Below are 26,300 nucleotides of genomic sequence, written 5' to 3'. Positions count from 1 at the left end.
TCAGGTGGGCCGACGCTGCAGCAGCATGGCGTCGCCGTAGGAGAAGAATCGGTAGCCGCGCTCGACGGCGTGGCGGTACAGCGCCATCACCGTGTCGTGGCCGGCGAAGGCGCTGACCAGCATCATCAGCGTGGACTTGGGCAGGTGGAAGTTGGTCACCAGCAGGTCCACCACCCGGAAGCCGAAGCCCGGCGTGATGAAGATGCTGGTGTCGCCGCGCTCCTGGCCGCCCTGCGCCCAGGACTCCAGCGTGCGGACCGTGGTCGTGCCCACGGCCACGACGCGGCCGCCGCGCTCGCGCGTGCGCGCGATCGCCTCCTGCGTGGCCGGCGGGACCTCGTACCACTCGCTGTGCATGCGGTGCTCGGCCAGGTTCTCGGTCTTCACAGGCTGGAAGGTGCCGGCGCCCACGTGCAGCGTGAGGCTGGCGCGCTCGATGCCGCGCGCCTCCAGGTCCGAGAGCACGCCCTCATCGAAGTGCAGCGCCGCCGTCGGCGCGGCCACCGCGCCGGGATGGCGGGCGAACACGGTCTGGTAGCGCCGCTCGTCCTCGGCGGTGTCGGCGTGCCCGATGTAGGGCGGCAGCGGCACGTGGCCGTGGCGCTCCATCAGCGCGAACGGCTCGCCGCTGAAGGCGAAGCGGAACAGGGCGCCGTCCTCGTCGGGCCAGCGGCCCAGGAGCGTGGCGGAAAAGCCCCCCTGCATGGCCAGCACGGTGCCGACGGGCGGTTTCTTGCTCACCTTCATGTGGGCCACCACCTCGCGCTCCTGCAGCACGCGCTCGACCAGCAGTTCGACCTTGCCCCCCGTCGGCTTCTCGCCGAACAGGCGCGCCTTGACCACCTGGGTGTCGTTGAACACCAGCAGGTCGCCGGGCGCGAGCAGCGAAGGCAGCTCGCGAAAGACGCGGTCCACGGGCGGCAGCGCGAGGCCATCGAGCAGGCGCGAGGCGCTGCGTTCGGCCGCGGGATGCTGGGCGATCAGTTCGGGGGGGAGGGCGAAATCGAAGTCCGCCAGCGTGAAGTGACGCATGCTGCTTGAGGGTCGGACGGACCCGTGCCAAGTGGTGAGGGCAGAATTGTCCCATGCCCGCCACCCAGGCCGCCGCCGCGCCGAAGAAAGCCCTGTCGGAGCCGCAGAAGGCCCTGCGCAAGCTGGGGCTGGTGCGCGACATCGACCTGGCGCTGCACCTGCCGCTGCGCTACGAGGACGAGACCCGGATCGTCAAGCTGCGCGACGCTCACGGCGGCGACACCGTGCAGATCGAAGGCGTGGTCACCGACAACCACATCGCATTCCGTCCGCGCCGCCAGCTGGTGGTGACGGTGGACGACGGCACCGACACGTGCGTGCTGCGCTTCTTCAGCTTCTATCCGTCGCAGCAGAAGGCGCTGGCCGTGGGCAACCGCATCCTGGCGCGCGGCGAAGTCAGGGGCGGGCTGGTGGGCTGGCAGATGGTGCATCCGACCACGCGGGCGGCCGGCGCCGCGCTGCCCGAGGCGCTGACGCCGGTCTATCCGACGGTGGCGGCGCTGCCGCAGGCGTACCTGCGCAAGGCGGTGCTCGCGGGCCTGGCGCGCGCCGACCTGGCCGAAACCCTGCCGCCCGAGTTCGCGCCGCGCCTGGGCCTGCAGGCGGGCTGGACGCTGCGCGAGGCGCTGCAGTTCCTGCACCACCCGGGGCCGCAGACGTCGCTGGCCGCGCTGGAGGACCGCAGCCACCCCGCCTGGCAGCGGCTGAAGGCCGAGGAGCTGCTCGCGCAGCAGCTGTCGCAGCTGGAGAGCAAGCGCGAACGCGACCGGCTGCGGGCACCGGCGCTGGCCGCGCGCGCCGGCGGGCTGCACGAGCAGCTGCTGCGGGTGCTGCCCTTCGACCTCACGCCGGCGCAGCGCCGCGTGGGCGAGGAGATCGCCCGCGACCTGGCGCGGGCGGTGCCGATGCACCGCCTGCTGCAAGGCGACGTGGGCTCGGGCAAGACGGTGGTGGCCGCGCTGGCGGCGTCGATCGCCATCGACGCGGGCTGGCAATGCGCCCTGATGGCGCCCACCGAGATCCTCGCCGAGCAGCATTTCCGCAAGCTGATCGGCTGGCTGGAGCCGCTGCTGGCGCCCCGGGGCCTGGGGGTCGCGTGGCTCACGGGCAGCCAGAAGAAGAAGGAGCGCGGCGCGATGCTCGAGCGCATCGCCAGCGGCGAGGCGGCGCTGGTGGTGGGCACGCACGCGGTGATCCAGGAGCAGGTGCAGTTCCGCCGGCTCGCGCTGGCCATCATCGACGAGCAGCACCGCTTCGGCGTGGCGCAGCGGCTGGCGCTGCGCTCCAAGATGCATGGGGAGGACCAGGCGGCGCCTTCCTCGACGGGCGGGCCGGCGCAGCGCCAGGACGCACCCAGCGACGCCGGCGGGCAGCGCGAGCCGCACCTGCTGATGATGTCGGCCACGCCGATCCCGCGCACGCTCGCGATGAGCTACTACGCGGACCTGGACGTGTCGACGATCGACGAACTGCCGCCCGGCCGCACCCCGGTGGTCACCAAGCTGGTCGCCGACACGCGCCGCGACGAGGTCATCGAGCGCATCCGCGCGCAGCTGGCGCAGGGCCGCCAGGTCTACTGGGTCTGCCCGCTGATCGAGGAAAGCGAGGCGCTGGACCTCACCAACGCCACGGCGACGCACGAGGCCCTCTCGGCGGCGCTGCCGGGCGTGCTGGTCGGCCTGCTGCACTCGCGCATGCCGGCGGCGGAGAAGAAGGCGGTGATGGCGCTGTTCGAGGGCGGCCAGATGGGCGTGCTGGTCTCCACCACCGTGATCGAGGTCGGCGTGGACGTGCCCAACGCCTCGCTGATGGTGATCGAGCACGCCGAGCGGTTCGGCCTGTCGCAGCTGCACCAGCTGCGCGGGCGGGTCGGGCGCGGCGCGGCGGCGTCGGCCTGCGTGCTGCTCTATGCGACCGGCGAGAACGGCCGGCTCGGGGAGACCGCGCGGGCGCGGCTCAAGGCGATGGCGGAGACCGCCGACGGCTTCGAGATCGCGCGGCGCGACCTGGACATCCGCGGCCCCGGCGAGTTCCTCGGCGCGCGCCAGTCCGGCGCGCCGCTGCTGCGCTTTGCCGACCTGGCCACCGACGCGCGGCTGCTGGAGGCGGCGCGCGAGCTGGCGCCCCGGATGCTCGATCGCCATCCGGACCTGGCGCAGCGCCACACGGCCCGCTGGTTGGGTGGAAAATCGGAATACCTCAAGGCCTAGGATCCCGTGACCCTCACCGAGCTCAAGTACATCGTCGCCGTCGCGCGCGAAAAGCATTTCGGCAAGGCCGCCGAAGCCTGCTTCGTCTCGCAGCCCACCCTGTCGGTGGCGATCAAGAAGCTCGAGGACGAGCTGGAGATCAAGCTGTTCGAGCGCAGCGCCAACGAGGTGAGCGTCACGCCGCTGGGCGAGGAGATCGTGCGCCAGGCGCAGAGCGTGCTGGAGCAGGCCGCCGCGATCAAGGAGATCGCCAAGCGCGGCAAGGACCCGCTCGCCGGCCCGCTCAAGCTCGGGGTGATCTACACGATCGGGCCGTACCTGCTGCCCGACCTGGTGCGCCAGGCCATCGCGCGCACGCCGCAGATGCCGCTGATGCTGCAGGAGAACTTCACGGTCAAGCTGCTGGAGATGCTGCGCACCGGCGAGATCGACTGCGCCATCATGGCCGAGCCGTTTCCCGACACCGGGCTGGCGATCGGGCCGCTGTACGACGAGCCGTTCCTCGCGGCGGTGCCGAGCACGCACCCGTTCGCCGGCCGCAAGACGATCACCGCCCAGGAGCTCAAGAGCGAGACCATGCTGCTGCTGGGCACGGGGCATTGCTTTCGCGACCACGTGCTGGAGGTCTGCCCCGAGTTCGCGCGCTTTTCCAGTGACGCCGAGGGCATCCGCAAGAGCTTCGAGGGCTCATCGCTGGAGACCATCAAGCACATGGTGGCGGCGGGCATGGGCGTCACGCTGGTGCCGCGGCTGTCGGTGCCCAAGGACGCGCTCGACCCCAAGGCCACCCGGCGGCGCAAGGACGACCAGGCCTTCGTGCGCTACATCCCGTTCGACGGCGACCCGCCGACGCGCCGCGTGGTGCTGGCGTGGCGCCGCAGCTTCACGCGCTACGAGGCGATCGCCGCGCTGCGCAATGCGATCTATGCCTGCGAACTGCCGGGCGTGAAACGCCTGTCCTGACGCCGGCCGCAACCTCCAGACCCGTCGTTTCCCATGCCCACCGACACCCTCTACCAACCCGGCATCCTCGAGGGCGTGCCGCGCGTCGCGCGCTACGTGCTGTTCGCCCTGACCGGCGAGCAGCAGCCGGCCCAGGCCATCCAGGAGGCGCTGACGCGCCTGTCGCCGCTGGCCAACGGCAGCGACGTCGTGGTCGGCCTCGGGCCCTCGCTCGTGCGCGCGCTCGGCGGCGACATCCCCGGCCTGCGCGAATTCCCGGCCGACCTGTCGGCGCACGCCAAGGTGCCTGCCACCCCCGGGCAGCTGTGGTGCTGGGTGCGCGGCGACGACCTGGGCGACCTGCTGCACCTCACGCGCCGCGTGCAGAAGGCGCTGGCGCCGGTGTTCACGCTGCGCCACGTGGTCGACGCGTTCCGGCACCGCCATGACGACGCCACCGGCTTCGGCCGCGACCTCACCGGGTTCGAGGACGGCACCGAGAACCCCTGCGGCGACGAGGCGTTGCAGGCCGCGTTCGCGCAGGGCCAGGGCGAGGGTCTGGACGGCGCCAGCTTCGTCGCCGTGCAGCAGTGGGTGCATGACCTCGACGCCTTCGACGCCATGCCCGAGGAGCAACAGAACCATTGCATCGGCCGGCGGCTGTCGGACAACGAGGAGCTGGACGACGCGCCCGAGTCCGCGCACGTCAAGCGCACCGCGCAGGAGAGCTTCGAGCCGCCGGCGTTCCTGCTGCGCCGCTCCATGCCCTGGCTGGCCAGCACGCACGCGGGGCTGATGTTCGTCGCCTTCGGCCGTTCCTTCGACGCCTTCGAGGCCCAGATGCGCCGCATGGCCGGCCTGGACGACGGCCTGCTGGACGGCGTGTTCCAGCTCTCCAAGCCCGTCACCGGCGCCTACTTCTGGTGCCCCCCGATGCGCCACGGCCAGCTCGACCTGCGGCGCCTGGGCTTCGCCTGAGCGAGCGCGCCGCCGCCCGTTCCATGCGCGAGCGCATCGCCCTCTGGCTGGACCTGATCCGGTGGGACCGGCCGGCGGGCTGGCTGCTGCTGCTGTGGCCGTCGCTGGGCGCGCTTTGGGTGGCGGCGCACGGTTTTCCCGGCTGGCACCTGGTGGCGGTGTTCACGCTCGGCACCGTCCTGATGCGCAGCGCCGGCTGCTGCGTGAACGACGTGGCCGACCGCGACTTCGACCGCCACGTCAAGCGCACGGCGCAGCGCCCGGTCACCGCCGGCCGCGTGTCGGTGCGCGAGGCGCTGGCGCTGGGCGCCGTGCTGGCGCTGCTGGCCTTCGGCCTGGTGCTGACGACGAATGCGGCCACCATCGCCTGGTCGTTCGCGGCGCTGGCGATCGCCCTGGTCTACCCGTACGCCAAGCGGGTGGTGTCGATGCCGCAGGCGGTCCTGGGCGTGGCCTTCAGCTTCGGCATCCCGATGGCGTTCGCGGCGGTGCAGTCGCGCGTGCCCCTGCTGGCCTGGGTGCTGCTGCTGGGCAACCTGTTCTGGGTGCTGGCCTACGACACCGAGTACGCCATGGTCGACCGCGACGACGACCTGCGCATCGGCATCAAGACCTCGGCGATCACGCTGGGCCGCGCCGACGTGCCGGTGGTGATGGCCTGCTACGCCGCGTTCCTCGCCATCTGGGTGGCGGCGCTCGCCCCGCGCCAGCTGGGGTGGCCGTTCCATGCCGGCATCGCCGCCGCCGCGGCGCAGGCGCTGTGGCACTGGCGGCTGATCCGCGATCGCACGCGCGATGGGTGCTTCCGGGCCTTCCGCCTGAACCACTGGGTGGGCTTCGCGGTGTTCGCCGGCATCGTCGCCGGCTATGCGCTGAAGTAGCCTGCCTTCAGTCGCGGCCGAATTCGTCGCCCAGCTCGCTCGCGCGGCGGCAGGCCGCGTGCATGGCCTGCACGAAGTGGGCGCCGACCTGCGACGCCTCCATCGCCGTCAGCGCGGCATAGGTCGTGCCGCCCTTGGAGGTCACGCGCTCGCGCAGCACCTGCGGCGGCTCGCCCGAGGCGCGCGCCAGCTCGGACGCGCCGCGGAAGGTGCCGATCGCCAGCTGCAGCGCCTTGTCCGGCGGCAGGCCCATCTCGGCGCCCGCGCGCGCCATGGCTTCGATGAAATAGAAGACGTAGGCCGGGCCCGACCCCGACAGCGCGGTCACGGCGTCCAGCTGCGCCTCGGCATCGACCCACAGCGTCGCGCCGGTCGGCGCCAGCACCTGCTCGACCAGCGCCCGGTCGGCCGGCGACACGGCGGCGCGCGCGAACAGCGCCGTCATGCCCTGGCCGACCAGCGCCGGCGTGTTGGGCATGCTGCGCACGACGCGCTCGGTGCCCAGCCAGCGGGCGATGCTGTCCGAGCGGATGCCGGCCGCCACGCTCAGGTGCAGGGCGGCGCCGGTGTGCGGCGCGGCCGCCCGCGCGGCGTCGCGGAAGGTCTGCGGCTTGACGGCCCACACGACCAGCCCGGCGCGGGCGAGCGCGGCGTCGGCCTGCGGCCGGGCCTGCACGCCGTGCTCGCGCGCCAGCCGCTCGCGGGCCTCGGCCCAGGGTTCGACCACGTCCAGCTGGGACGGCTTGAAGCCCTGCCGCAGCAGGCCACCGAGGATGGCCGTGGCCATGTTGCCGCCGCCGATGAAGGCGACGCGCGTGTCGTCGATGTGCATGCCGGCGAGTCTAGTCGCCCGGCCGCGGCGCGGCCGTGCTGCCGCGGATGACGAGCTGCACCGGGTAGTCGTGGAACGGCTCCCAGCCCACGCCCTCCAGGCGCGCCACGAGCTGGTCGGCCGCGGCTCGCCCGATGTCCACGATGGGGGTCGCGACGCTGGTCAGGCCCGGCGTCTGGGTGGCGCCCAGGTCGGTGTTGTCCACGCCGGTGATCGACATCTCCCCCGGCACCGAGACGCCCGCCTGGCGGCAGGCCACCATGGCACCGACCGCGAACACGTCGTTGGTGGCCACCACGGCGGTCGGGCGGTCGGGTGCCTGCAGCAACCGGTGCATGCCCGCCTCCGCGCTGGCCAGCGAGATCGGCTCGTAGGCGACGTGGCGCGGATCCAGCGACAAGCCCGCTTCGGCCAGGGCGGCGCGCAGGCCCTCGCCGCGCGCCTGCGCGCGATCGTTGCCGGGCAGCGGGGCGCTGAGCAGGCCGATGCGGCGATGGCCCAGCGCGATCAGGTGGCGCGTGGCCAGGTAGGTGGCCGCGCGGTTGTCGAAGCCGATGCTGGGATGGCGGCGCAGCGGATCCACGCCCCAGGTCAGCACGTACGGACGCCCGTAGTCCTCCAGCAGCGTGAACAGGCCCTGCTCGTGGTCCAGGCCGACCAGCATGAAGGCATCCACCCCGTGCTCGACCAGCTGGAAGGCGATGCGCGACTCGGCCTGCAGGTCGTAGTGGTGCTCGGCCAGCACCAGCGAATAGCCGCGCTCGTCCAGCCGCTGGTGCAACGCGCTGGTGGTGCGGGCGTACAGCGCGTAATCGAACGACGGCACGATGGCGCCGATCATCTTGCTGCGGTGGCTGCGCAAGGTGCGGGCGGCGCCGTGCGGCACGTAGCGCAGCTTGGCCGCCGCCTCCAGCACGCGCTGGCGCGTGGCCGGGTCGACCTGCTGCGAGTTGTTGAGCACGCGCGAGACCGTGGCCGTGGAAACGCCGGCCAGCTGCGCCACGTCCTTGGCGCCGCTGCGCGACTTGGCCGACGGTGCGGCGTGCTTGCCCCGGTGTCCCTCCATCGCTGCGCGTGGCTCCTTGTAATCGATTGCATGGCGAGGCCGCCAGCTGGCGCGAATGTACCTCGGCCCATGCCCGGAAAACCGGGCGCGTGAACAGGGAAATCCCTGAGCGCGGAAGACTGACAGGAGGCCGTCTTGCCCCTAGACTCCCGCCTCATGTAATCGATTGCATGGCGATGCACCGACCTGCCCCGGCCACAAGCCGTGGCGGCACGCGCGCCCGGTCAGTTCCACCCCGAGAAGACGAAGGAGACATGCGATGACTGAGAAAGAACGAGCCGAGGCGGGCGGCACGCGCCGCGATTTCATCGGACAGGCCGCCGCGCTCGCCGCGGCGGGCGTCGGCGCGAGCTGGGCCGGCGGCGCCTGGGCCCAGGGCGCCCCCGACCTGGCCCCGTACCGCAGCGCCAAGATCAACTGGCGCCAGGCCGAGGGCGAGTCCATCTCCGTGGCCGTGATCCCGGCCAGCTACTTCGACAACCTGCTGGCGCTGCTGCCGCAGTTCGAGGCGCTGACCGGCATCAAGGTGCGCGCCGAGAAGGTGCCGCCCGGCCAGATCCGCCAGAAGGCCATGCTGGACCTGTCGTCCAAGACGGGCACCTACGCCACGCATGCGGCCGACCCGATGTACTACCCGCTGTACGTGTCCAACAAGTGGGTGGAGCCGCTCGACAAGTACCTGAACGACGCGACGCTGACCGATCCGGCCTGGTTCAACTACAACGACATCTTCAAGGCCTGGCGCGACGCCGACTCGATCGACGGCAAGCCGTACGGCATCCCGTACGACGGCGAGGTGACGGTGCAGGTCTACCGCAAGGACCTGTACGAGGCCAAGGGCCTCAAGCCCGCCGAGACCTACGACCAGCTGCTGGCCAACGCCAAGGCGCTGACCGACCCGGCCAACCGCATGTACGGCCTGGCCCTGCGCGGCTTCTCCGGCGCCGGCCAGAACATGTACATCTACCCGTCGCTGCTGCGCGGCTTCGGCGGTGACTGGTTCAGCAACAAGCAGCTGCTGGTGAACGGGCCGCAGGCCGTCAAGGCGCTGGAGTGGTACGTCAACGCCCTCACCCAGTACGCCCCGCCCGCGGTGCGCAACTGGAACTGGCCGGACATCGCCGATGCCTTCTCGCAGGGCACGGTGGGCTGCTACATCGACGCGCACTCCTCCGCCGCGGTGATCACCAACCCCGAGAAGTCCAAGGTCGCCGGCAAGATCGGCTATGCACGCTGGCCCAAGGGCCCCTCGGGCAAGCGCGTCACCTCGATCTGGAACTGGGGCTTCCCGATCAACGCCGCCCTGAGCGAGAAGGCCAAGAAGGCCACCTGGCTGTTCATCAGCTGGGCGGCCTCGGCCGAGACGCAGGCGCGCACCTCGTGGAAGTTCGACGGCCCGGCCAAGCGCTCCGGCCTGAACCGCACGTCGCTGTGGAAGTCCGCGGAATTCGCGGGCGCCATGAAGGGCGCCGGCGACCACTTCATCGAGGCGGCGCTGCAGTCGCTGGAGCAGGACACCGACGTCGAGTGGCGCCCGCGCGTGCCGCAGTGGCCCGCCGTCGGCGAGACCATGGCGACGGCGATCCAGTCGGCGCTGGTTGGCCAGAAGAAGCCCAAGGAAGCCCTCGACGAGGCCCAGGCGCGCATCGCGCAGATCATGAAGTCCTGAAGTTCCCGATGTCCGTCCCCGCGCCCGCGGCGCCGGGGACGCTCGAGCGGCAGGAACGGCGCTTCGCGCTGGCCCTGTTCGCTCCGGCGTTCCTGCTGCTGCTGCTCACCACCACCGCGCCGCTCGTCTTCCTGGGCTGGAACAGCCTGCAGAAGCTCGACATGAGCATGCCCTGGCTGTCCGGCTTCGCCGGCCTGGACAACTACGCCAAGATGGGCGGCGACCCGCGCTTCTGGAATTCGCTGTGGCTCACCGTGGTCTACACCGCCTCGACGGTGGCGCTGCAGGTGGTGATCGGCCTGTCGCTCGCGCTGCTGGTGCTGCAGATCCCCAAGGGCCAGGGGCTGCTGCGCGTGGCCGCCATCCTGCCGATCGTGCTGGCCCCGGTCGTGGTCGGCCTGTTCTGGCGCACCCTGGTGCTGTCGCCCGACGTCGGCCTGGTCGACGTGGTCACGCGCGCGCTCGGCCTGGGCAGCCACAACTGGCTGGGCGATCCGCAGCTGGCGCTGATCTCGGTGATCGCCATCCACACCTGGCAGTGGACGCCGTTCGCCTTCCTGGTGCTGCTGGCCACGCTGGCCACGCTGCCGCCGGACGTGTACGAGGCGGCGCGGCTGGACCGCGCCAGCGCGCGCCAGCGCTTCTGGCACATCACGCTGCCGCTGATCCGGCCGGCCGTGGTGATGGTGGTGATCCTGCGCACCATGACCGCGCTGTCGGCGTTCGCCGCCATCTTCGCCGCCACCGGCGGCGGCCCGGGCACCTCCACCGAGATCCTGAACCTGTACGCCTACCGCACCTCGTTCACCGAACTGAACATCGGCTACGGCTCGGCACTGGCGATGGTGCTGCTGGGCATCACGCTGTTCGTCTCCTGGCTGCTGTTCCGGCGCCGAAAGGCACGCGCATGACCCGCACCCTGCCGCGCCGCGTGGCGCTGTACGCCGTCGCCGGCCTGCTGGTGTCGGTCTGGGCATTCCCGGTGCTCTGGGCGCTGCTCACCTCGTTCAAGAGCGAGCGCGACGTGCTGGCCTATCCGCCGCTGCTGCTGTTCTCGCCGACGCTGGCCAACTACCGCGACGTGCTCACCGGCGCCGCCTCGATCCTGCCCAACCTGTGGTCGAGCGTGGTGGTCAGCTGCTGGGCCACCGTGCTGACCATGCTGTTCGCGGTGCCGGCCGCCTATGCGCTGGCGCGGCTGCGCTATCCGTTCAAGCGCGCCAGCGGCTTCTACGTGCTGGCCACGCAGATGCTGCCGCCGGTCGGCCTGATCATCCCCTACTACCTCGTGCTGCAGCGCACGGGCTGGCTCGATTCGTACACCGGCCTGGTCATCATCTACCTGACCTTCTCGCTGCCGTTCGCGATCTGGCTGATGGTGTCGTACTTCGAGGACGTGCCGCACGAGATGGAGGAGGCCGCGCTGCTGGACCGCGCCGGCCGGCTGCGCACGCTCTGGTACGTGATCCTGCCGCAGGTGGGCGGCGGCATCGCGGTGACGACCGTGTTCGTGTTCCTCAATGCGTGGAACGAATTCATGTTCGCCGTCGTGCTCGGGGGCAACCGCGTGCGGCCCGTCACGGTGGCGATGTTCAACTTCATTTCGGTCGAACAGACCCAATGGGCCCGGCTCGCCGCCGGGGCGATGGTGGCCATGGCCCCGGTGATCCTGGTGGGCCTGCTGGCCCAGCGGCACATCGTCAAGGGACTCACGGTGGGAGCGGTCAAGGGAGGTGGCCGTCGATGAACAAGCAAGGAAGCGTCCGCCTGCAGGGCGTGGTGAAGCGGCACGGCGAGACGACCGTGCTGCATGGGGTCGACCTGGAGATCCGGGCCGGCGAGTTCTTCGTGCTGCTGGGGCCCTCCGGCTCGGGCAAGACGACGACGCTGCGCATCCTGGCCGGGCTCGAATCGGTCAGCGGCGGCCAGGTGTTCATGGACGACGCCGACGTGACCGGCGCCGAGCCGGGCGCGCGCGACGTGGCCATGGTGTTCCAGAGCTACGCGCTGTATCCGCACATGACGGTGGCCGAGAACATCGGCTTTCCGCTCAGGATGGTGGGCACCGCCCGCGACGCCATCGCCAAGGCGGTGGCCGACGCGGCCGCGCGGGTGAGCATCGGCCACCTGCTGCAGCGCCGCCCTGGGCAACTGTCGGGCGGCCAGCAGCAGCGGGTGGCGCTGGCGCGGGCCATCGTGCGCCAGCCCAAGCTGTTCCTGCTGGACGAGCCGCTGTCCAACCTGGACGCCAAGCTGCGGCTGGAGACCCGGCTGGAGCTCAAGCAGCTGCAGCGCTCGCTGGGCGTGACCACGGTGTACGTGACGCACGACCAGGAAGAGGCGATGACCCTGGCCGACCGCGTCGCCGTCTTCATGGACGGGCGCATCGTGCAGGTGGCGACGCCGCGCGAGATCTTCGGCCGGCCGGCGCAGGTGTCGGTGGCCGGCTTCATCGGCACGCCGCCGATGAACCTGGTGCCCGCCACCTGGAGCGGCGACAGCGTGCTGCTGGACGGCGTGGCGCACCCGGTGGGCGCGCACACCGCGCAGCCGCGCGAGGTCGTGCTGGGCGTGCGGCCCGGCGAACTGCGTGCCGGCACCGACGGCACGCCGGCGCGCGTCGAGTACGTCGAGGAACTGGGCGACTACAGCATCGTCGACCTCACCGCGGCCGGCCACCGGTTCCGCTGGAAGGTCGACGGCGCGCCGCGCCTGGCCGAGGGCGACGCGACCTGCCTGAATTTCCCTGCCGCCGCGGCGCACCTGTTCGATCGCGCGAGCGGCGAGCGCCTCAACTGATTTGCTGAAGAAGGACCCGCGATGAAGAAGCGCCCCAACATCCTGCTCATCCTCAACGATGACATGGGCTACTCGGACATCGGCTGCTACGGCGGCGAGATCGACACCCCCAACCTCGACCGCCTGGCGCAAAACGGCCTGCGTTTCTCGCAGTTCTACAACACCGCGCGCTGCAGCCCCTCGCGCGCGTCGCTGCTCACCGGCCTGCACCCGCACCAGACGGGCATCGGCATCCTGACCTACGACTCGGGCCCCGAGGGCTACGCGGGCAACCTGAACCAGCGCTGCGCGACCATCGCGGAGGTGCTCAAGCCGGCCGGCTACCGCAGCTACCTGAGCGGCAAGTGGCACGTCTCGAGCAACCTCACGCAGCCCACCGACTCGTGGCCGATGCAGCGGGGCTTCGACGACTTCTTCGGCACCATCATCGGCGCCGGCAGCTTCTACGACCCCAACACCCTCACCCGCCGCAACGAGAACGCCGAGCACGAGGCACGCGCCCCGGGCTTTTTCTACACCGACGCCATCAGCGACGAGGCGGTCAAGTTCCTGCGCACCCACCGGGCCGAGCACGGCGACCAGCCGTTCTTCCAGTACGTGGCCTACACGGCGCCCCACTGGCCGCTGCACGCGCACCCGGAGGACATCGCCAAGTACAAGGGCCGCTTCGACGCGGGCTGGGACACCCTGCGCGAGCAGCGCCTGGAGCGCCTGGTCGCCTCGGGCATCCTGGACGCGCAGTGGAAGCTGACCGGCCGTGACCCGAGCCAGCCGGCCTGGACCGACGCCGAGCACAAGCAGTGGCTGGCCAACTGCATGGAGGTCTATGCGGCCCAGATCGACCGCATGGACCAGGGCATCGGCCGCATCCTCGCGGCGCTGCAGGAGATGGGGCAGCTGGAGGACACGCTGGTGATCTTCCTGTCCGACAACGGCGCCTGCGCCGAGGACATCCCCGAGAACGTCACCGTCGACGAGCTGGTCAACAAGCTGATGATCGCCCGCTCGCACACCCGCGACGGCGCGGTGGTGAAGTTCGGCAACAACCCCGAGGTGGCGCCGGGGCCGGAGGACACCTACCAGAGCTACGGCAAGGCCTGGGCCAACCTGTCCAACGCGCCGTTCCGCCTGTACAAGCACTGGGCCCACGAAGGCGGCATCTCGACCCCGCTGATCTTCCACTGGCCCAACGGCATCGACCAGCGCGGCGAGATCCGCCACACGCCGGGCTACCTGCCCGACATCATGGCGACCATCTGCGACGTGACCGGCACGCCTTATCCGCAGGCCCTGGACGGCCGCAGCATCCTGCCGCTGGAAGGCCACTCGCTCACGCAGTCGTTCGCCGCCGATGCCGGCGAGCGCCCGCCGATGTTCTGGGAGCACGAGGGCAACGGCGCCATGCGCCACGGCAAGTGGAAGCTGGTGCGCGACTATCCCAAGGACTGGGAGCTGTACGACATGGAAGCGGACCGCACGGAGACCAACGACCTGGCCGCGCAGGAGCCGCAACGGGTGGCCGAGATGAAGCAGGCCTACGAGGCCTGGGCCCGGCGCTGCGGCGTGCTGCCGCGCGACAAGATCGTCGCCCTGATGCGCAGCCAGGGCGTGACGCGCGCCTTCTGGGAAGACGAGTGAAGTCCTGCTGCACGCCCCAGCGTGCGGCCGCGCCGGTTCCGCTCGCGCAGCCGGCAAGGCCGGCGCGCGGCGCGCCCGCGGTCGACCTGTGCGTGCTGCCGGGCGGCGAGTTCACGATGGGCGCGGACGACGCCGAGGGTTTTGCCGAGGACGGCGAAGGACCGGCGCGCCGCGTCACGCTCAGCCCGTTCGCCATCGCCCCCACCGCGGTGACCAACGCGCAGTTCCGCGAGTTCGTGCGCGCCACCTCGTACATCACCGAGGCCGAGCAGGCGGGCTTCTCGTTCGTGTTCTACCTGCAGGTCGACCCGGACCTGCGCCGCACCATCCGCCAGGTCTCGCGCGAGCTGCCCTGGTGGCTGCCGGTGGAAGGCGCCTGCTGGCAGCGGCCGGCCGGGCCCGGCTCGGGCATCCTGGAGCGGCTCGACCATCCCGTGGTGCACATGTCGTGGAACGACGCCGTCGCCTATTGCGCCTGGGCCGGCACCCGGCTGCCGACCGAGGCCGAGTGGGAGTACGCGGCGCGCGGCGGCCTGGCCGGGCGGCGCTACCCCTGGGGCGACGAGTTCGAGCCGGACGGCCGGCGGCGCTGCAACACCTGGCGCGGCGCGTTTCCCTCGCGGCCGCAGGACGGGTGGCAGCCGGGCACCGAATCCGCGCACGCCTACCCGCCCAACGGCTGGGGGCTGTACAACGTGGCCGGCAATGCCTGGGAGTGGTGCGCCGACTGGTTCAGCCCGGGCTACCACCGCGAGACGGCGGACCACGACCCGCTGCAGGCCAGGCCCACCGGCCGCCGCTCGATGCGCGGCGGCTCGTTCCTGTGCCACGACTCCTATTGCAACCGCTACCGGGTGGCCGCGCGCGGCGCCAACACCCCGGGCAGCACCGCGAGCAACTGCGGATTCCGCGTCGCCGCGCCGGCGCCGCACGCTTGAGAAGCGTCGGGCACGCGCCCACGCTGGAGGACAATCGCACCCGATGACTCGAGAGGAATTGCTGGCCGCGCTCGCCCGGCCCGCCACGTACGACGTGGCGATCATCGGCGGGGGGGCCACCGGCCTCGGCGTGGCGCTCGACGCGGCCGCGCGCGGGTTCTCGGTGGTGCTCGTCGAATCCCATGATTTCGCCGGCGGCACCTCCTCGCGTGCCACCAAGCTCGTGCACGGCGGCGTGCGCTACCTCGCCCAGGGCAACGTCGCCCTGGTGCGCGAGGCGCTGCACGAGCGGCAGGTGCTGCTGCGCAACGCGCCGCACCTCGCGCAGCCGCTGGCCTTCGTCATGCCCTCGTACAAGCTCTGGCAGACGCCCTTCTATGGCGCCGGGCTGAAGCTGTACGACGCGCTCGCCGGCCGCGCCGGCCTGGCGCCCACCCGGTTCCTCAGCCGCGCCCAGACCCTGCAGGCGTTGCCGACCGTGCAGCCGCACGGCCTCAAGGGCGGCGTGGAGTACTGGGACGGCCAGTTCGACGACGCCCGGCTGGCGCTGGCGATCGCCCGCACCGCCGCCGCGCGCGGCGCCCTGCTGGTCAACTATTGCGCCGCCACCGGCCTGCTGCACGAGGACGGCCGGGTGGCCGGCCTGGTGTGCGAGGACCGCGAGTCCGGCCGCCGCTTCGAAGTCCGCGCCCGCTGCGTGGTCAACGCCGCCGGCGTCTGGGTCGACGAGATCCGCCGCCAGGACGGCGAGGCCACCGGCCGCAGCGCCAAGCCGATGGTGGCGCCCAGCCAGGGCGTGCACGTGGTGGTGGACCGCGAGTTCCTGCCCGGCCACCACGCGCTGATGGTGCCCAAGACGGCCGATGGCCGGGTGCTGTTCGGCGTGCCCTGGCTCGGCAAGGTCATCCTGGGCACCACCGACACCCCGCGCACCGACCTGCCGCGCGAGCCGCGGCCGTTCGACGAGGAGCTGGCATTCATCCTCGGCGAGGCCGGCCGCTACCTGGTTCGCACGCCGCGGCCCGAGGACCTGCGCAGCGTCTGGGTGGGCCTGCGGCCGCTGGTCAAGCCGCCGGACGACGACGGCGCGCCGACCAAGGCGCTCAGCCGCGAGCACACTGTGCTGGTCAGCCGCTCGGGGCTGGTCACGGTCACCGGCGGCAAGTGGACCACCTATCGCGCGATGGCCGAGGACGTGCTGGAACGCTGCTTCGAGGCGGGCCTGCTGGCGCGCGCCAAGGAGGGAGTGACTGCTAACTTGCCGCTCGCGGGCGCGCCGCCGGCGGGTGCGCCGGCGGTGCCGATCAGCGAGCCGCCCGGCCCGCACCTGTACGGCAGCGAGGCGGCCGCGCTGGCCTCGCTCCCCGGCGCCCGGGCCGAGCTGGGCGGGGGCCTGACCGAGGCCATGGTGCGCTACGCCGCCCGCCACGAGTACGCGCGGACCGTCGAGGACGTGCTGGCCCGCCGCTCCCGCCTGCTGTTCCTGGACGCCCGGCTGGCCGGCCGGCTGGCACCGGCGGTGGCGCGGCTGCTGCGCGAGGAAACCGGCGCCGACCCCCAGGAATCGGCGTTTGCCGCCCTGGCCGCGAGCTATCTGCCGGCGACCGCGGCGACCGCGGCGACCGCGGCGACCGCGGCGGCCTGACGCGGCCGGCGCACCGGCCTGTTTGACAAACCCGGCACATCGGGTATGATCGCGGGCTCGCCTATTTTTGGGCGAGGTTCTGCCCATTCGGATGCGTGCGAGCGGTTTGCGCGCGGACGGCGGGCCCAAGACTGCCCCGGTGCGCTTTGCCCCGGGGACAAGTTGGGAAGACACACATGATCCAGACTGAATCCCGGCTCGAAGTCGCCGACAACACGGGCGCGAAGTCCGTCCTTTGCATCAAGGTGCTCGGTGGCTCCAAGCGTCGCTACGCCAGCGTGGGCGACATCATCAAGGTGAGCATCAAGGAAGCCGCGCCGCGTGGCCGCGTGAAGAAGGGCGAGGTGTACAGCGCCGTCGTCGTTCGCACCGCCAAGGGCATCCGTCGCGGCGACGGCTCGCTCGTCAAGTTCGACGGCAATGCCGCCGTGCTGCTCAACAACAAGCTGGAGCCGATCGGCACCCGCATCTTCGGCCCGGTGACGCGCGAGCTGCGCACCGAGAAGTTCATGAAGATCGTGTCGCTGGCCCCGGAAGTCCTGTAAGGGGAACGCAATGAACAAGATTCGCAAAGGCGACGAGGTCATCGTCCTCGCGGGGCGTGACAAGGGCAAGCGCGGCAAGGTCGTCCTGCGCAAGGACGACGAGCGCGTGGTGGTCGAGGGCATCAACCTGGTGAAGAAGCACGCCAAGCCCAACCCGATGAAGGGCGAGACCGGCGGCATCGTGGAGAAGGCCATGCCGATCCACCAGTCCAACGTGGCGATCTTCAACCCCGCGACCGGCAAGGCCGACCGCGTGGGCGTCAAGGTCGAGGGCGACAAGCGCGTGCGCGTCTTCAAGTCCAGCGGCGAAGAAATCAAGGTGGCATGACCATGGCACGACTGCAACAGCACTATCGCGAGAAGGTCGCTCCCGAGCTGACCGCCAAGTTCGGCTACAAGTCGCCGATGGAAGTCCCGCGCCTGACCAAGATCACGCTGAACATGGGCGTGAGCGAGGCGGTGGCCGACAAGAAGGTGATGGACAACGCCGTGGGCGACCTGACCAAGATCGCCGGCCAGAAGCCCGTGGTGACCAAGGCCAAGAAGGCCATCGCCGGCTTCAAGATCCGCGAAGGCCAGGCCATCGGCTGCATGGTCACGCTGCGCGGCGAGAAGATGTACGAGTTCCTGGACCGCTTCGTGACCGTGGCGCTGCCGCGCGTGCGCGACTTCCGCGGCATCTCGGGCCGTGCCTTCGACGGCCGCGGCAACTACAACATCGGGGTCAAGGAACAGATCATCTTCCCCGAGATCGAGTACGACAAGGTCGATGCGCTGCGCGGCCTGAACATCAGCATCACGACCACGGCCAAGACCGACGACGAGTGCAAGGCGCTGCTCGCGGGCTTCCGTTTCCCGTTCAAGAACTGAAGGTGCATCGTGGCTAAAACAGCTTTGATCCAGCGCGAGCTCAAGCGCGAAAAACTGGCCGCTCAGTACGCGAAGAAGTACGCGGAACTGAAGGCAATCGCCGGCGATGCCAAGAAGAGCGACGACGAGCGGGCCCTCGCCCGCCTGGCGCTGCAGAAACTGCCGCGCAACGCCAACCCCACCCGCCAGCGCAACCGCTGCGAGATCACCGGCCGTCCGCGCGGAACGTTCCGCCAGTTCGGCCTGGCCCGCAACAAGATCCGCGAGATGGCCTTCACGGGTGACATCCCGGGCGTGATCAAGGCCAGCTGGTAAGCGGCGAGGAGTGACAGAACATGAGCATGAGTGATCCCATCGCCGACCTGCTGACCCGCATCCGCAATGCGCAGATGGTGGCCAAGCCGTCGGTGACCGTGCCCGCCTCCAACATCAAGGTCGCGATCGCCCAGGTCCTGAAGGACGAGGGCTACATCGACGGCTTCGAGGTGAAGAAGGACGGCAACAAGAGCGAGCTCGAGATCTCGCTGAAGTACTACGCCGGCCGCCCGGTCATCGAGCGCATCGAGCGCGTGAGCCGCCCCGGCCTGCGCGTGTACAAGGGCGCCACCGCGATCCCCCAGGTCCAGAACGGCCTGGGCGTGGCCATCGTCACCACGCCCAAGGGCGTGATGACCGACCGCAAGGCGCGCGCCACCGGCATCGGCGGCGAAGTGCTGTGCTACGTGGCCTAAAGGGAAGGAACGACAAATGTCCCGAGTAGGAAAAATGCCGGTCGCCGTCCCCCAGGGCGTGGACGTGCAGATCAAGGACGACCAGATCAGCGTCAAGGGCGCCGGCGGCACGCTGTCGCTGGCCCAGAACGCGCTGGTCAAGGTGTCCAGCAAGGACGGCAAGCTGTCGTTCGAGCCGGCCAACGAGTCGCGCGAGGCCAATGCCATGAGCGGCACGATGCGCCAGCTGGTCAACAACATGGTGCTGGGCGTCACCAAGGGCTTCGAGAAGAAGCTGACGCTGGTCGGCGTGGGCTACAAGGCCACCGCCCAGGGCGCCAAGCTGAACCTGGCGGTGGGCTTCTCGCACCCCGTCAACAAGGACATGCCCGCGGGCATCACCGTGCAGACGCCGGCCCCCACGGAAATCGTGATCAAGGGTGCCGACCGCCAGCGCGTGGGCCAGATCGCCGCCGAGATTCGTGCCATCCGTCCGCCCGAGCCCTACAAGGGCAAGGGGATCCGCTACGCGGACGAGAAGATCACGATCAAGGAAACGAAGAAGAAGTAAGGAGCGAATGATGTTGAACAAGAAAGAGCAGCGTCTTCGCCGGGCCCGCCAGACCCGCATCCGCATCGCCACCCAGGGCGTCGCGCGACTGACGGTCACCCGCACCAACCTGCACATCTACGCCTCCGTCATCTCCGACGACGGCAGCAAGGTGCTGGCCTCCGCTTCGACCGTCCAGCCGGACCTGCGCAAGTCGCTCGGCGGCTCGGGCAAGGGCGGCAACACCGCCGCCGCGCAGCAGGTGGGCAAGCTGATCGCCGAGCGTGCCAAGGCCGCCGGCGTCGAGAAGGTGGCGTTCGACCGCGCCGGCTTCGCCTACCACGGCCGCGTCAAGGCGCTGGCCGACGCCGCCCGTGAAGCGGGCCTGCAGTTCTAACGGACACGGAAACCCGATATGGCAAAGATTCAAGCGAACCGCCAGGCTGACGGCCCGGAAGACGGTCTCAAAGAGAAGATGATCGCGGTCAACCGCGTCACCAAGGTGGTCAAGGGCGGCCGGATCCTCGGTTTCGCGGCCCTCACCGTGGTGGGCGACGGCGACGGCCGCGTCGGCATGGGCAAGGGCAAGTCCAAGGAAGTGCCCGCGGCCGTGCAGAAGGCGATGGAAGAAGCGCGCCGCAACATGACCAAGGTGTCGCTCAAGAACGGCACGCTGCACCACAACGTGGTCGGCCGCCATGGCGCCGCGCACGTGATGATGGCCCCGGCCCCCAAGGGCACGGGCATCATCGCCGGCGGCCCGATGCGCGCCGTCTTCGAAGTGATGGGCATCACCGACATCGTGGCCAAGAGCCACGGTTCGACCAACCCGTACAACATGGTCCGCGCCACCTTCGACGCGCTGAAGAATTCCACCACTCCCTCGGAAGTGGCGGCCAAGCGCGGCAAGTCGGTCGAAGACCTGTTCGCCGCCTGATCGGAGTCAACGACATGGCCACCCAACAAAACACGGTCAAGGTGCAGCTGGTGCGCAGCCCCATCGGCACCAAGGAATCGCATCGCGCCACCGTGCGCGGCCTGGGCCTGCGCAAGCTGAACTCGGTCTCCGAGCTGCAGGACACGCCCGCAGTGCGCGGCATGATCAACAAGATCAGCTACCTGGTGAAGGTGCTCTGACATGGAACTCAATTCGCTCAAGTCGGCCCCGGGCGCCCGCAAGGCGCGCCGCCGCGTCGGCCGTGGCATCGGCTCCGGCCTCGGCAAGACCGCCGGCCGCGGCCACAAGGGCCAGAAGTCCCGCTCGGGCGGCTACCACAAGGTCGGCTTCGAAGGCGGCCAGATGCCGCTGCAGCGCCGCCTGCCCAAGCGCGGCTTCAAGTCGCAGTCGCTCAAGTACAACGGCGAGGTCTCGCTGGCCGCGCTGGAGAAGCTGGGCGCCGCCGAAGTCGACCTGCTGGCTCTGAAGCAGGCCGGCCTGGTCGGCGAGATGATCAAGAACGTCAAGGTCATCAAGTCCGGCGAGCTCAAGCGCGCCGTCAAGCTGACCGGCATCGGTGCGACCGCCGGCGCCAAGGCTGCCATCGAGGCAGCCGGCGGCAGCCTGGCCTGATGCGCGTGACCAAGGACTGCAGTGGCCACTAACGCAGCACAACTGGCGAAGACCGGCAAGTTCGGCGACCTGCGTCGCCGGCTGGTGTTCCTGCTGCTGGCGCTGGTCGTCTACCGCGTTGGCGCGCACATCCCGGTGCCCGGCATCGACCCTGGCCAGCTGCAACAGCTGTTCAAGGGCCAGCAGGGCGGGATCCTGAGCCTGTTCAACATGTTCTCGGGCGGCGCGCTGTCGCGGTTCACCGTGTTCGCGCTGGGGATCATGCCGTACATCTCGGCCTCCATCATCATGCAGCTGCTCACCTACGTGGTCCCCACGTTCGAGCAGCTGAAGAAGGAGGGCGAGGCCGGCCGGCGCAAGATCACGCAGTACACCCGCTACGGCACGCTGGGCCTGGCGCTGTTCCAGTCGCTCGGCATCGCCGTGGCGCTGGAGGCGTCGCCGGGCCTGGTGCTGGCGCCGGGCTTCGGCTTCCGCATGACCGCGGTGGTCAGCCTCACGGCGGGCACCATGTTCCTGATGTGGCTGGGCGAGCAGATCACCGAGCGCGGGCTGGGCAACGGCATCTCGATCCTGATCTTCGCCGGCATCGCCGCGGGCATGCCCACGGCGATCGGCGGACTGCTGGAGCTGGTGCGCACCGGCGCGATGAGCATCCTGGTGGCGATCCTGATCGTCGCGATCGTGGCCCTGGTCACGTACGGGGTGGTGTTCGTCGAGCGCGGCCAGCGCAAGATCCTGGTGAACTACGCGCGCCGGCAGGTGGGCAACAAGGTCTACGGCGGCCAGTCGTCGCACCTGCCGCTGAAGCTGAACATGGCCGGCGTGATCCCGCCGATCTTCGCCTCGTCGATCATCCTGCTGCCGGCGACGGTGGTGAGCTGGTTCTCGGCGGGCGAGTCGATGCGGTGGCTGCGCGACCTGGCGGGCACGCTGCGCCCGGGCGAGCCGATCTACACCCTGCTGTACGCGGGCGCGATCGTGTTCTTCTGCTTCTTCTACACGGCGCTGGTGTTCAACAGCCGCGAGACGGCCGACAACCTGAAGAAGAGCGGTGCGTTCATCCCCGGGATCCGTCCCGGCGACCAGACCGCCCGCTACATCGACAAGATCCTGCTGCGGCTCACGCTCGCCGGCGCGGTGTACATCACCTTCGTCTGCCTGCTGCCGGAGTTCCTGATCCTGAAATACAACGTGCCGTTCTATTTCGGCGGCACCTCGCTCTTGATCATCGTGGTGGTGACCATGGACTTCATGGCCCAGGTCCAGAACTACCTGATGAGTCAGCAGTACGAGTCGCTGTTGAAGAAGGCCAACTTCAAGACATCGCTCGGCGGCTGACGCAGTAATGGCCAAGGACGATGTGATCCAGATGCAGGGGGAAGTGGTGGAAAACCTTCCCAATGCAACCTTCCGAGTGAAGCTGGAAAACGGGCACGCAGTGCTCGGTCACATCTCCGGAAAGATGCGGATGCACTACATCCGCATCCTGCCTGGTGACAGGGTCACCGTGGAATTGACGCCCTACGACTTGTCCAGGGCACGGATCGTCTTCCGGGCGAAGTGAGCTCGGGGCAAGTAGAGATTTAGGAGAAAAGACAAATGAGAGTTTCGGCTTCCGTCAAGAAGATCTGCCGCAACTGCAAGATCATCCGCCGCAAGGGTGTGGTCCGCGTGATCTGCACCGACCCGCGCCACAAGCAGCGCCAGGGCTGATAGAGATTTAGGAAAGAAGACCATGGCACGTATCGCTGGTATCAACATTCCGCCGCACCAACACGCCGAGATCGGCCTGACGGCCATCTTCGGCATCGGCCGCACGCGCGCCCGCCAGATCTGCGAGGCCTGCGGCATCGCCTACTCGAAGAAGGTCAAGGACCTGACCGACGCCGAGCTCGAGAAGGTCCGCGACCAGGTCGGCAAGTTCACGATCGAGGGCGACCTGCGCCGCGAGACCACGATGAACATCAAGCGACTGATGGACATCGGCTGCTACCGCGGCTTCCGTCATCGCCGCGGCCTGCCCATGCGCGGCCAGCGCACGCGCACCAACGCCCGCACCCGCAAGGGCCCGCGCAAGGGTGCCGCCGCCCTGAAGAAATAACCGGGAAAGAGAACTGACATGGCCAAGGCTCCCGTCAACAACGCCGCGCAGCGTGTGCGCAAGAAGGTCCGCAAGAACGTGTCCGACGGCGTCGCGCACGTGCACGCGTCCTTCAACAACACGATCATCACCATCACCGACCGCCAGGGCAACGCCCTGAGCTGGGCGTCCTCGGGCGGCCAGGGCTTCAAGGGCTCGCGCAAGTCGACCCCGTTCGCGGCCCAGGTGGCCTCGGAAGTGGCCGGCCGCGCCGCCATCGAGCAGGGCATCAAGAACCTGGACGTCGAGATCAAGGGCCCCGGCCCGGGTCGCGAGTCGTCGGTGCGTGCCCTGGCTGCGCTGGGCATCCGTATCAACTCGATCTCCGACGTGACGCCGGTGCCGCACAACGGCTGCCGCCCGCAAAAGCGCCGCCGGATCTGATTTTTTTCAACCAAGCCCACCGCCGACGGCCCTGCGCCGCCGGCTCCCGCGGTGAACGGCCGCGGCAGATGAACTGAAGGAAAGACAAGTGGCACGTTACCTCGGCCCCAAGGCCAAACTCTCCCGCCGCGAAGGCACGGACCTGTTCCTCAAGAGCGCCCGCCGCTCGATCAGCGACAAGGCCAAGTTCGACTCCAAGCCCGGCCAGCACGGCCGCACCTCCGGCCAGCGCACCAGCGACTTCGGCCTGCAGCTGCGCGAAAAGCAGAAGGTCAAGCGCATGTACGGCGTGCTGGAAAAGCAGTTCCGCCGCTACTTCGAGGAAGCCTCGCGCCGCAAGGGCAACTCGGGCGCCAACCTGCTGTTCCTGCTCGAGTGCCGCCTGGACAACGTCGTCTACCGCATGGGCTTCGGCTCCACCCGCGCCGAGGCGCGCCAGCTGGTGAGCCACAAGGCCATCACGGTGAACGGCCAGCCGGTGAACATCCCGTCGTACCTGGTCAAGACCGGCGACGTGATCGCCGTGCGCGAGAAGTCCAAGAAGCAGAACCGCGTCGTCGAGGCGCTGCAGCTGGCCCAGCAGGTGGGCATCCCGGCGTGGGTGGAAGTCAACGCCGACAAGGCCGAAGGCACCTTCAAGAAGGTGCCCGACCGCGACGAATTCGGCGCCGACATCAACGAATCGCTGATCGTCGAACTGTATTCGCGCTAAGCGGCCGAGAGAGTCATCGTTCCCCCTGCCACGGGGCACCGTGGCGTGGGGACTTCACCAGCCTTACCGGTGTAACGAGCCGGGGGTATTGAGAGGAAGTCCTGCATGCAAACCAACCTGCTGAAACCCAAAGCCATCAACGTCGAGCAACTCGGTCTGAACCGGGCCAAGGTGACGCTGGAGCCGTTCGAGCGCGGCTACGGCCACACCCTGGGCAACGCGCTGCGCCGCGTGCTGCTGTCGTCGATGGTCGGGTATGCGGCGACCGAAGTCACCATCGCCGGTGTGCTTCACGAGTACTCGTCGATCGACGGCGTCCAGGAAGACGTGGTCAGCATCCTGCTGAACCTCAAGGGCGTGGTGTTCAAGCTGCACAACCGCGACGAGGTCACCCTGTCGCTGCGCAAGGACGGTGAAGGCGTCGTCACGGCCGCCGACATCCAGACCCCGCACGACGTCGAGATCATCAATCCCGAGCACGTCATCGCGCACCTGTCGCAGGGCGGCAAGATCGACATGCAGATCAAGGTCGAGAAGGGCCGCGGCTACGTGCCCGGCACGATGCGCCGCTACGCCGACGAGCCGACCAAGTCGATCGGCCGGATCGTGCTGGACGCCTCGTTCTCGCCGGTCAAGCGCGTGAGCTACACGGTCGAGAGCGCCCGTGTCGAGCAGCGCACCGACCTGGACAAGCTCGTGGTCGAGATCGAGACCAACGGCGCGATCACCGCCGAGGACGCCGTGCGCGCCTCCGCCAAGATCCTGGTCGAGCAGCTGGCCGTCTTCGCCCAGCTGGAAGGCAGCGAACTGGCCGCCTTCGACCAGCCGGTGCAGCGCACCTCGCAGCAGTTCGACCCGATCCTGCTGCGTCCGGTCGACGAGCTCGAACTGACCGTGCGCTCGGCCAACTGCCTGAAGGCCGAGAACATCTACTACATCGGCGACCTGATCCAGCGCACCGAGAACGAGCTGCTCAAGACCCCGAACCTGGGCCGCAAGTCGCTCAACGAGATCAAGGAAGTCCTGGCTTCGCGCGGCCTCACGCTGGGCATGAAGCTCGAGAGCTGGCCGCCCGCCGGCCTGGACAAGCGTTAATCGTCAACCCGCGAGTGCAACGCCCGGTACCTGATCCGGCCGGGCGAATCGATAAGGAAAGGAAAGCACCATGCGTCACGGCCACGGCCTTCGCAAACTCAATCGCACCAGCGAGCACCGCCTCGCGATGCTGCGCAACATGATGAATTCGCTCATCGAGCACGAGGTGATCAAGACCACCGTGCCGAAGGCGAAGGAACTGCGCCGCGTCGTCGAGCCGATGATCACGCTGGGCAAGGAACCCACGCTCGCCAACAAGCGGCTGGCGTTCGACCGCCTGCGCGATCGCGACAACGTCGCCAAGCTGTTCTCCGAGCTGGGCCCGCGCTACAAGGCGCGCCCGGGCGGCTACACCCGCATCCTGAAAATGGGCTTCCGCGTCGGCGACAACGCGCCGATGGCACTGGTCGAACTGGTCGACCGTCCCGAGCCCACCGAAACTGATGCGGCTGAGTCGTCCGACAGCGCAAGTTAATCTATAATCACACCTCTGACGCGCGGTGGAGCAGCCTGGTAGCTCGTTGGGCTCATAACCCAAAGGTCGCAAGTTCAAATCTTGCCCGCGCAACCAAACTTCAAAACGCCCACTTCGGTGGGCGTTTTTCTTTGGTGAGCCGCATGCGCGCGCATGACTGCGGCGTTGCCGATGCGCCGCCGAATCGAAACTTGTTGGGTTTTCCGTGCATGGCCAGCTGCGTGCGTAACGGCAGCGGCGCGGATGCCGACCACTAGGGTGAGTGGCGGTGCGGCATGGCCCCGTCGCATTCGGCAGCGCGCCTACGCAGCTCCTGCCCGAGACTTCCCATCACTGATTCGCGCGAGCCTGTGCCTCGCGGCCGCTGTGGCGGGCGCCGCGCGCGGCAAGACACTCGGCTCACTCAACGGCCGATCAACCAACGGTGATGAAGACGACGCACTCGCCGCGCTCGAGCGCGCGGCCACATGCCGCACGAGTAGCGACATGCATGGAGATGCGGGGAGGGGAAGGTGGCGCGGCTGGCGGGGATCGAACCCACGACCCTTGGCTTCGGAGGCCAATACTCTATCCACTGAGCTACAGCCGCGCGGGGGGAAGGCCGGGATTATCGCCC

Annotated in this window: 32 protein-coding genes and 2 tRNA genes; 30 read left to right on the top strand and 4 right to left on the bottom strand. The window is 69.5% G+C overall.

Translation table 11 applies throughout. The features are described from left to right. A complete protein-coding gene (gene queA, locus AC3ANR_RS00670) occupies nt 1–1,032 on the bottom strand; it encodes a tRNA preQ1(34) S-adenosylmethionine ribosyltransferase-isomerase QueA (protein WP_488289948.1) in 1,032 nt (343 codons plus the stop codon). Nucleotides 1,033–1,085: 53 nt separating this feature from the next. Between queA and recG the strand changes: the two genes are divergently transcribed. Genes recG through ubiA form a run of 4 tightly spaced genes read left to right on the top strand, consistent with a single transcriptional unit; the run spans nt 1,086 to nt 6,043 of the window. Then, on the top strand, nt 1,086–3,242 hold the full coding sequence (recG, locus tag AC3ANR_RS00665; protein WP_488289947.1) for an ATP-dependent DNA helicase RecG: 2,157 nt from the start codon (nt 1,086–1,088) through the stop codon (nt 3,240–3,242). Between the two features lie 6 nt (nt 3,243–3,248). Continuing rightward, nucleotides 3,249–4,205 carry a LysR substrate-binding domain-containing protein gene (locus AC3ANR_RS00660; protein WP_488289946.1) on the top strand — a complete coding sequence of 319 codons (957 nt, stop codon included), beginning with the start codon at nt 3,249–3,251 and terminating at the stop codon, nt 4,203–4,205. Between the two features lie 33 nt (nt 4,206–4,238). Further along, complete coding sequence (locus AC3ANR_RS00655) at nt 4,239–5,162, top strand: Dyp-type peroxidase (protein ID WP_488289945.1); 924 nt, start codon at nt 4,239–4,241, stop codon at nt 5,160–5,162. Nucleotides 5,163–5,185: 23 nt separating this feature from the next. Continuing rightward, on the top strand, nt 5,186–6,043 hold the full coding sequence (gene ubiA / locus AC3ANR_RS00650) for a 4-hydroxybenzoate octaprenyltransferase (protein WP_488289944.1): 858 nt from the start codon (nt 5,186–5,188) through the stop codon (nt 6,041–6,043). Between the two features lie 7 nt (nt 6,044–6,050). Here ubiA and proC read toward each other — a convergent pair whose 3' ends face one another. Together proC and AC3ANR_RS00640 are read right to left on the bottom strand one after the other, a co-directional pair. Further along, nucleotides 6,051–6,875, bottom strand: coding sequence for a pyrroline-5-carboxylate reductase (gene proC / locus AC3ANR_RS00645; RefSeq protein WP_488289943.1), 825 nt, complete (start codon nt 6,873–6,875; stop codon nt 6,051–6,053). Between the two features lie 10 nt (nt 6,876–6,885). Next, nucleotides 6,886–7,941 (bottom strand): LacI family DNA-binding transcriptional regulator, encoded by a 1,056-nt coding sequence (locus AC3ANR_RS00640; protein WP_488289942.1) that lies wholly within the window; start codon nt 7,939–7,941, stop codon nt 6,886–6,888. 259 nt (nt 7,942–8,200) lie between these two features. Here AC3ANR_RS00640 and AC3ANR_RS00635 point away from each other — a divergent pair, with 259 nt between their 5' ends. The 26 genes from AC3ANR_RS00635 (at nt 8,201) to AC3ANR_RS00510 (ending at nt 25,780) form a co-directional block, all read left to right on the top strand. Further along, on the top strand, nt 8,201–9,610 hold the full coding sequence (locus AC3ANR_RS00635) for an ABC transporter substrate-binding protein (RefSeq protein ID WP_488289941.1): 1,410 nt from the start codon (nt 8,201–8,203) through the stop codon (nt 9,608–9,610). Nucleotides 9,611–9,618: 8 nt separating this feature from the next. Further along, on the top strand, nt 9,619–10,521 hold the full coding sequence (locus AC3ANR_RS00630) for a carbohydrate ABC transporter permease (RefSeq protein ID WP_488289940.1): 903 nt from the start codon (nt 9,619–9,621) through the stop codon (nt 10,519–10,521). Then, nucleotides 10,518–11,357 carry a carbohydrate ABC transporter permease gene (locus AC3ANR_RS00625; protein WP_488289939.1) on the top strand — a complete coding sequence of 280 codons (840 nt, stop codon included), beginning with the start codon at nt 10,518–10,520 and terminating at the stop codon, nt 11,355–11,357. The genes AC3ANR_RS00630 and AC3ANR_RS00625 overlap by 4 nt, the downstream gene beginning before the upstream one ends. Further along, nucleotides 11,354–12,409, top strand: a complete 1,056-nt coding sequence (locus tag AC3ANR_RS00620) for an ABC transporter ATP-binding protein (RefSeq protein ID WP_488289938.1) — start codon at nt 11,354–11,356, stop codon at nt 12,407–12,409. Before AC3ANR_RS00625 ends, AC3ANR_RS00620 begins: the two co-directional genes overlap by 4 nt. Before the next feature lie 21 nt (nt 12,410–12,430). Beyond that, nucleotides 12,431–14,047: an arylsulfatase gene (locus AC3ANR_RS00615; protein ID WP_488289937.1), complete on the top strand. Its 1,617-nt coding sequence runs from the start codon at nt 12,431–12,433 to the stop codon at nt 14,045–14,047. After that, on the top strand, nt 14,044–14,985 hold the full coding sequence (locus AC3ANR_RS00610; RefSeq protein ID WP_488289936.1) for a formylglycine-generating enzyme family protein: 942 nt from the start codon (nt 14,044–14,046) through the stop codon (nt 14,983–14,985). Before AC3ANR_RS00615 ends, AC3ANR_RS00610 begins: the two co-directional genes overlap by 4 nt. Nucleotides 14,986–15,028: 43 nt before the next feature. Next, on the top strand, nt 15,029–16,630 hold the full coding sequence (locus AC3ANR_RS00605) for a glycerol-3-phosphate dehydrogenase/oxidase (protein ID WP_488289935.1): 1,602 nt from the start codon (nt 15,029–15,031) through the stop codon (nt 16,628–16,630). A 176-nt stretch (nt 16,631–16,806) separates the two neighbouring features. Further along, nucleotides 16,807–17,175 (top strand): 50S ribosomal protein L14, encoded by a 369-nt coding sequence (gene rplN / locus AC3ANR_RS00600; RefSeq protein WP_013902964.1) that lies wholly within the window; start codon nt 16,807–16,809, stop codon nt 17,173–17,175. 10 nt (nt 17,176–17,185) lie between these two features. Further along, nucleotides 17,186–17,503 carry a 50S ribosomal protein L24 gene (rplX, locus tag AC3ANR_RS00595; RefSeq protein ID WP_488289934.1) on the top strand — a complete coding sequence of 106 codons (318 nt, stop codon included), beginning with the start codon at nt 17,186–17,188 and terminating at the stop codon, nt 17,501–17,503. Between the two features lie 2 nt (nt 17,504–17,505). Continuing rightward, entirely contained in the window at nt 17,506–18,045 is a 540-nt protein-coding gene (gene rplE, locus AC3ANR_RS00590; RefSeq protein ID WP_488289933.1) for a 50S ribosomal protein L5, read from the top strand. 9 nt (nt 18,046–18,054) lie between these two features. After that, nucleotides 18,055–18,360 (top strand): 30S ribosomal protein S14, encoded by a 306-nt coding sequence (rpsN, locus tag AC3ANR_RS00585; RefSeq protein ID WP_488289932.1) that lies wholly within the window; start codon nt 18,055–18,057, stop codon nt 18,358–18,360. A gap of 20 nt (nt 18,361–18,380) precedes the next feature. Further along, the gene (rpsH, locus tag AC3ANR_RS00580; protein WP_488289931.1) at nt 18,381–18,776 is read left to right on the top strand and encodes a 30S ribosomal protein S8; all 396 of its coding nucleotides are present in this window, start codon (nt 18,381–18,383) and stop codon (nt 18,774–18,776) included. Between the two features lie 16 nt (nt 18,777–18,792). Beyond that, nucleotides 18,793–19,326 (top strand): 50S ribosomal protein L6, encoded by a 534-nt coding sequence (rplF, locus tag AC3ANR_RS00575; protein ID WP_488289930.1) that lies wholly within the window; start codon nt 18,793–18,795, stop codon nt 19,324–19,326. Nucleotides 19,327–19,336: 10 nt separating this feature from the next. Next, nucleotides 19,337–19,702, top strand: coding sequence for a 50S ribosomal protein L18 (gene rplR, locus AC3ANR_RS00570; RefSeq protein ID WP_488289929.1), 366 nt, complete (start codon nt 19,337–19,339; stop codon nt 19,700–19,702). An 18-nt stretch (nt 19,703–19,720) separates the two neighbouring features. After that, nucleotides 19,721–20,242 (top strand): 30S ribosomal protein S5, encoded by a 522-nt coding sequence (gene rpsE, locus AC3ANR_RS00565; RefSeq protein WP_488289928.1) that lies wholly within the window; start codon nt 19,721–19,723, stop codon nt 20,240–20,242. Between the two features lie 14 nt (nt 20,243–20,256). Then, nucleotides 20,257–20,442: a 50S ribosomal protein L30 gene (gene rpmD, locus AC3ANR_RS00560; RefSeq protein ID WP_135250181.1), complete on the top strand. Its 186-nt coding sequence runs from the start codon at nt 20,257–20,259 to the stop codon at nt 20,440–20,442. A 1-nt stretch (nt 20,443) separates the two neighbouring features. Further along, entirely contained in the window at nt 20,444–20,875 is a 432-nt protein-coding gene (gene rplO, locus AC3ANR_RS00555) for a 50S ribosomal protein L15 (protein ID WP_488289927.1), read from the top strand. A 21-nt stretch (nt 20,876–20,896) separates the two neighbouring features. Then, nucleotides 20,897–22,216 (top strand): preprotein translocase subunit SecY, encoded by a 1,320-nt coding sequence (secY, locus tag AC3ANR_RS00550; protein ID WP_488289926.1) that lies wholly within the window; start codon nt 20,897–20,899, stop codon nt 22,214–22,216. Nucleotides 22,217–22,223: 7 nt separating this feature from the next. After that, on the top strand, nt 22,224–22,442 hold the full coding sequence (gene infA / locus AC3ANR_RS00545) for a translation initiation factor IF-1 (protein WP_488289925.1): 219 nt from the start codon (nt 22,224–22,226) through the stop codon (nt 22,440–22,442). A gap of 35 nt (nt 22,443–22,477) precedes the next feature. Further along, the gene (gene rpmJ / locus AC3ANR_RS00540; protein ID WP_011481465.1) at nt 22,478–22,591 is read left to right on the top strand and encodes a 50S ribosomal protein L36; all 114 of its coding nucleotides are present in this window, start codon (nt 22,478–22,480) and stop codon (nt 22,589–22,591) included. 22 nt (nt 22,592–22,613) lie between these two features. Then, a complete protein-coding gene (gene rpsM, locus AC3ANR_RS00535) occupies nt 22,614–22,979 on the top strand; it encodes a 30S ribosomal protein S13 (protein WP_488289924.1) in 366 nt (121 codons plus the stop codon). Between the two features lie 18 nt (nt 22,980–22,997). Further along, nucleotides 22,998–23,402, top strand: a complete 405-nt coding sequence (gene rpsK, locus AC3ANR_RS00530; RefSeq protein ID WP_055894690.1) for a 30S ribosomal protein S11 — start codon at nt 22,998–23,000, stop codon at nt 23,400–23,402. Between the two features lie 88 nt (nt 23,403–23,490). Next, nucleotides 23,491–24,114, top strand: coding sequence for a 30S ribosomal protein S4 (rpsD, locus tag AC3ANR_RS00525; protein WP_488289923.1), 624 nt, complete (start codon nt 23,491–23,493; stop codon nt 24,112–24,114). A gap of 105 nt (nt 24,115–24,219) precedes the next feature. Then, nucleotides 24,220–25,209 (top strand): DNA-directed RNA polymerase subunit alpha, encoded by a 990-nt coding sequence (locus tag AC3ANR_RS00520; protein ID WP_488289922.1) that lies wholly within the window; start codon nt 24,220–24,222, stop codon nt 25,207–25,209. Nucleotides 25,210–25,279: 70 nt separating this feature from the next. Next, nucleotides 25,280–25,684 carry a 50S ribosomal protein L17 gene (gene rplQ, locus AC3ANR_RS00515; RefSeq protein ID WP_488289921.1) on the top strand — a complete coding sequence of 135 codons (405 nt, stop codon included), beginning with the start codon at nt 25,280–25,282 and terminating at the stop codon, nt 25,682–25,684. 19 nt (nt 25,685–25,703) lie between these two features. Next, nucleotides 25,704–25,780, top strand: a tRNA-Met gene (locus AC3ANR_RS00510). A gap of 417 nt (nt 25,781–26,197) precedes the next feature. Here the strand turns inward: AC3ANR_RS00510 and AC3ANR_RS00505 are convergent. Then, nucleotides 26,198–26,273, bottom strand: a tRNA-Arg gene (locus AC3ANR_RS00505). Nucleotides 26,274–26,300: the final 27 nt, after the last annotated feature.

It is taken from the genome of Ramlibacter sp. JJN2-2R (assembly GCF_057747835.1).
Note: the sequence above shows the minus strand (reverse complement) of the source record. Positions and strands in the feature narration are given on the sequence as shown.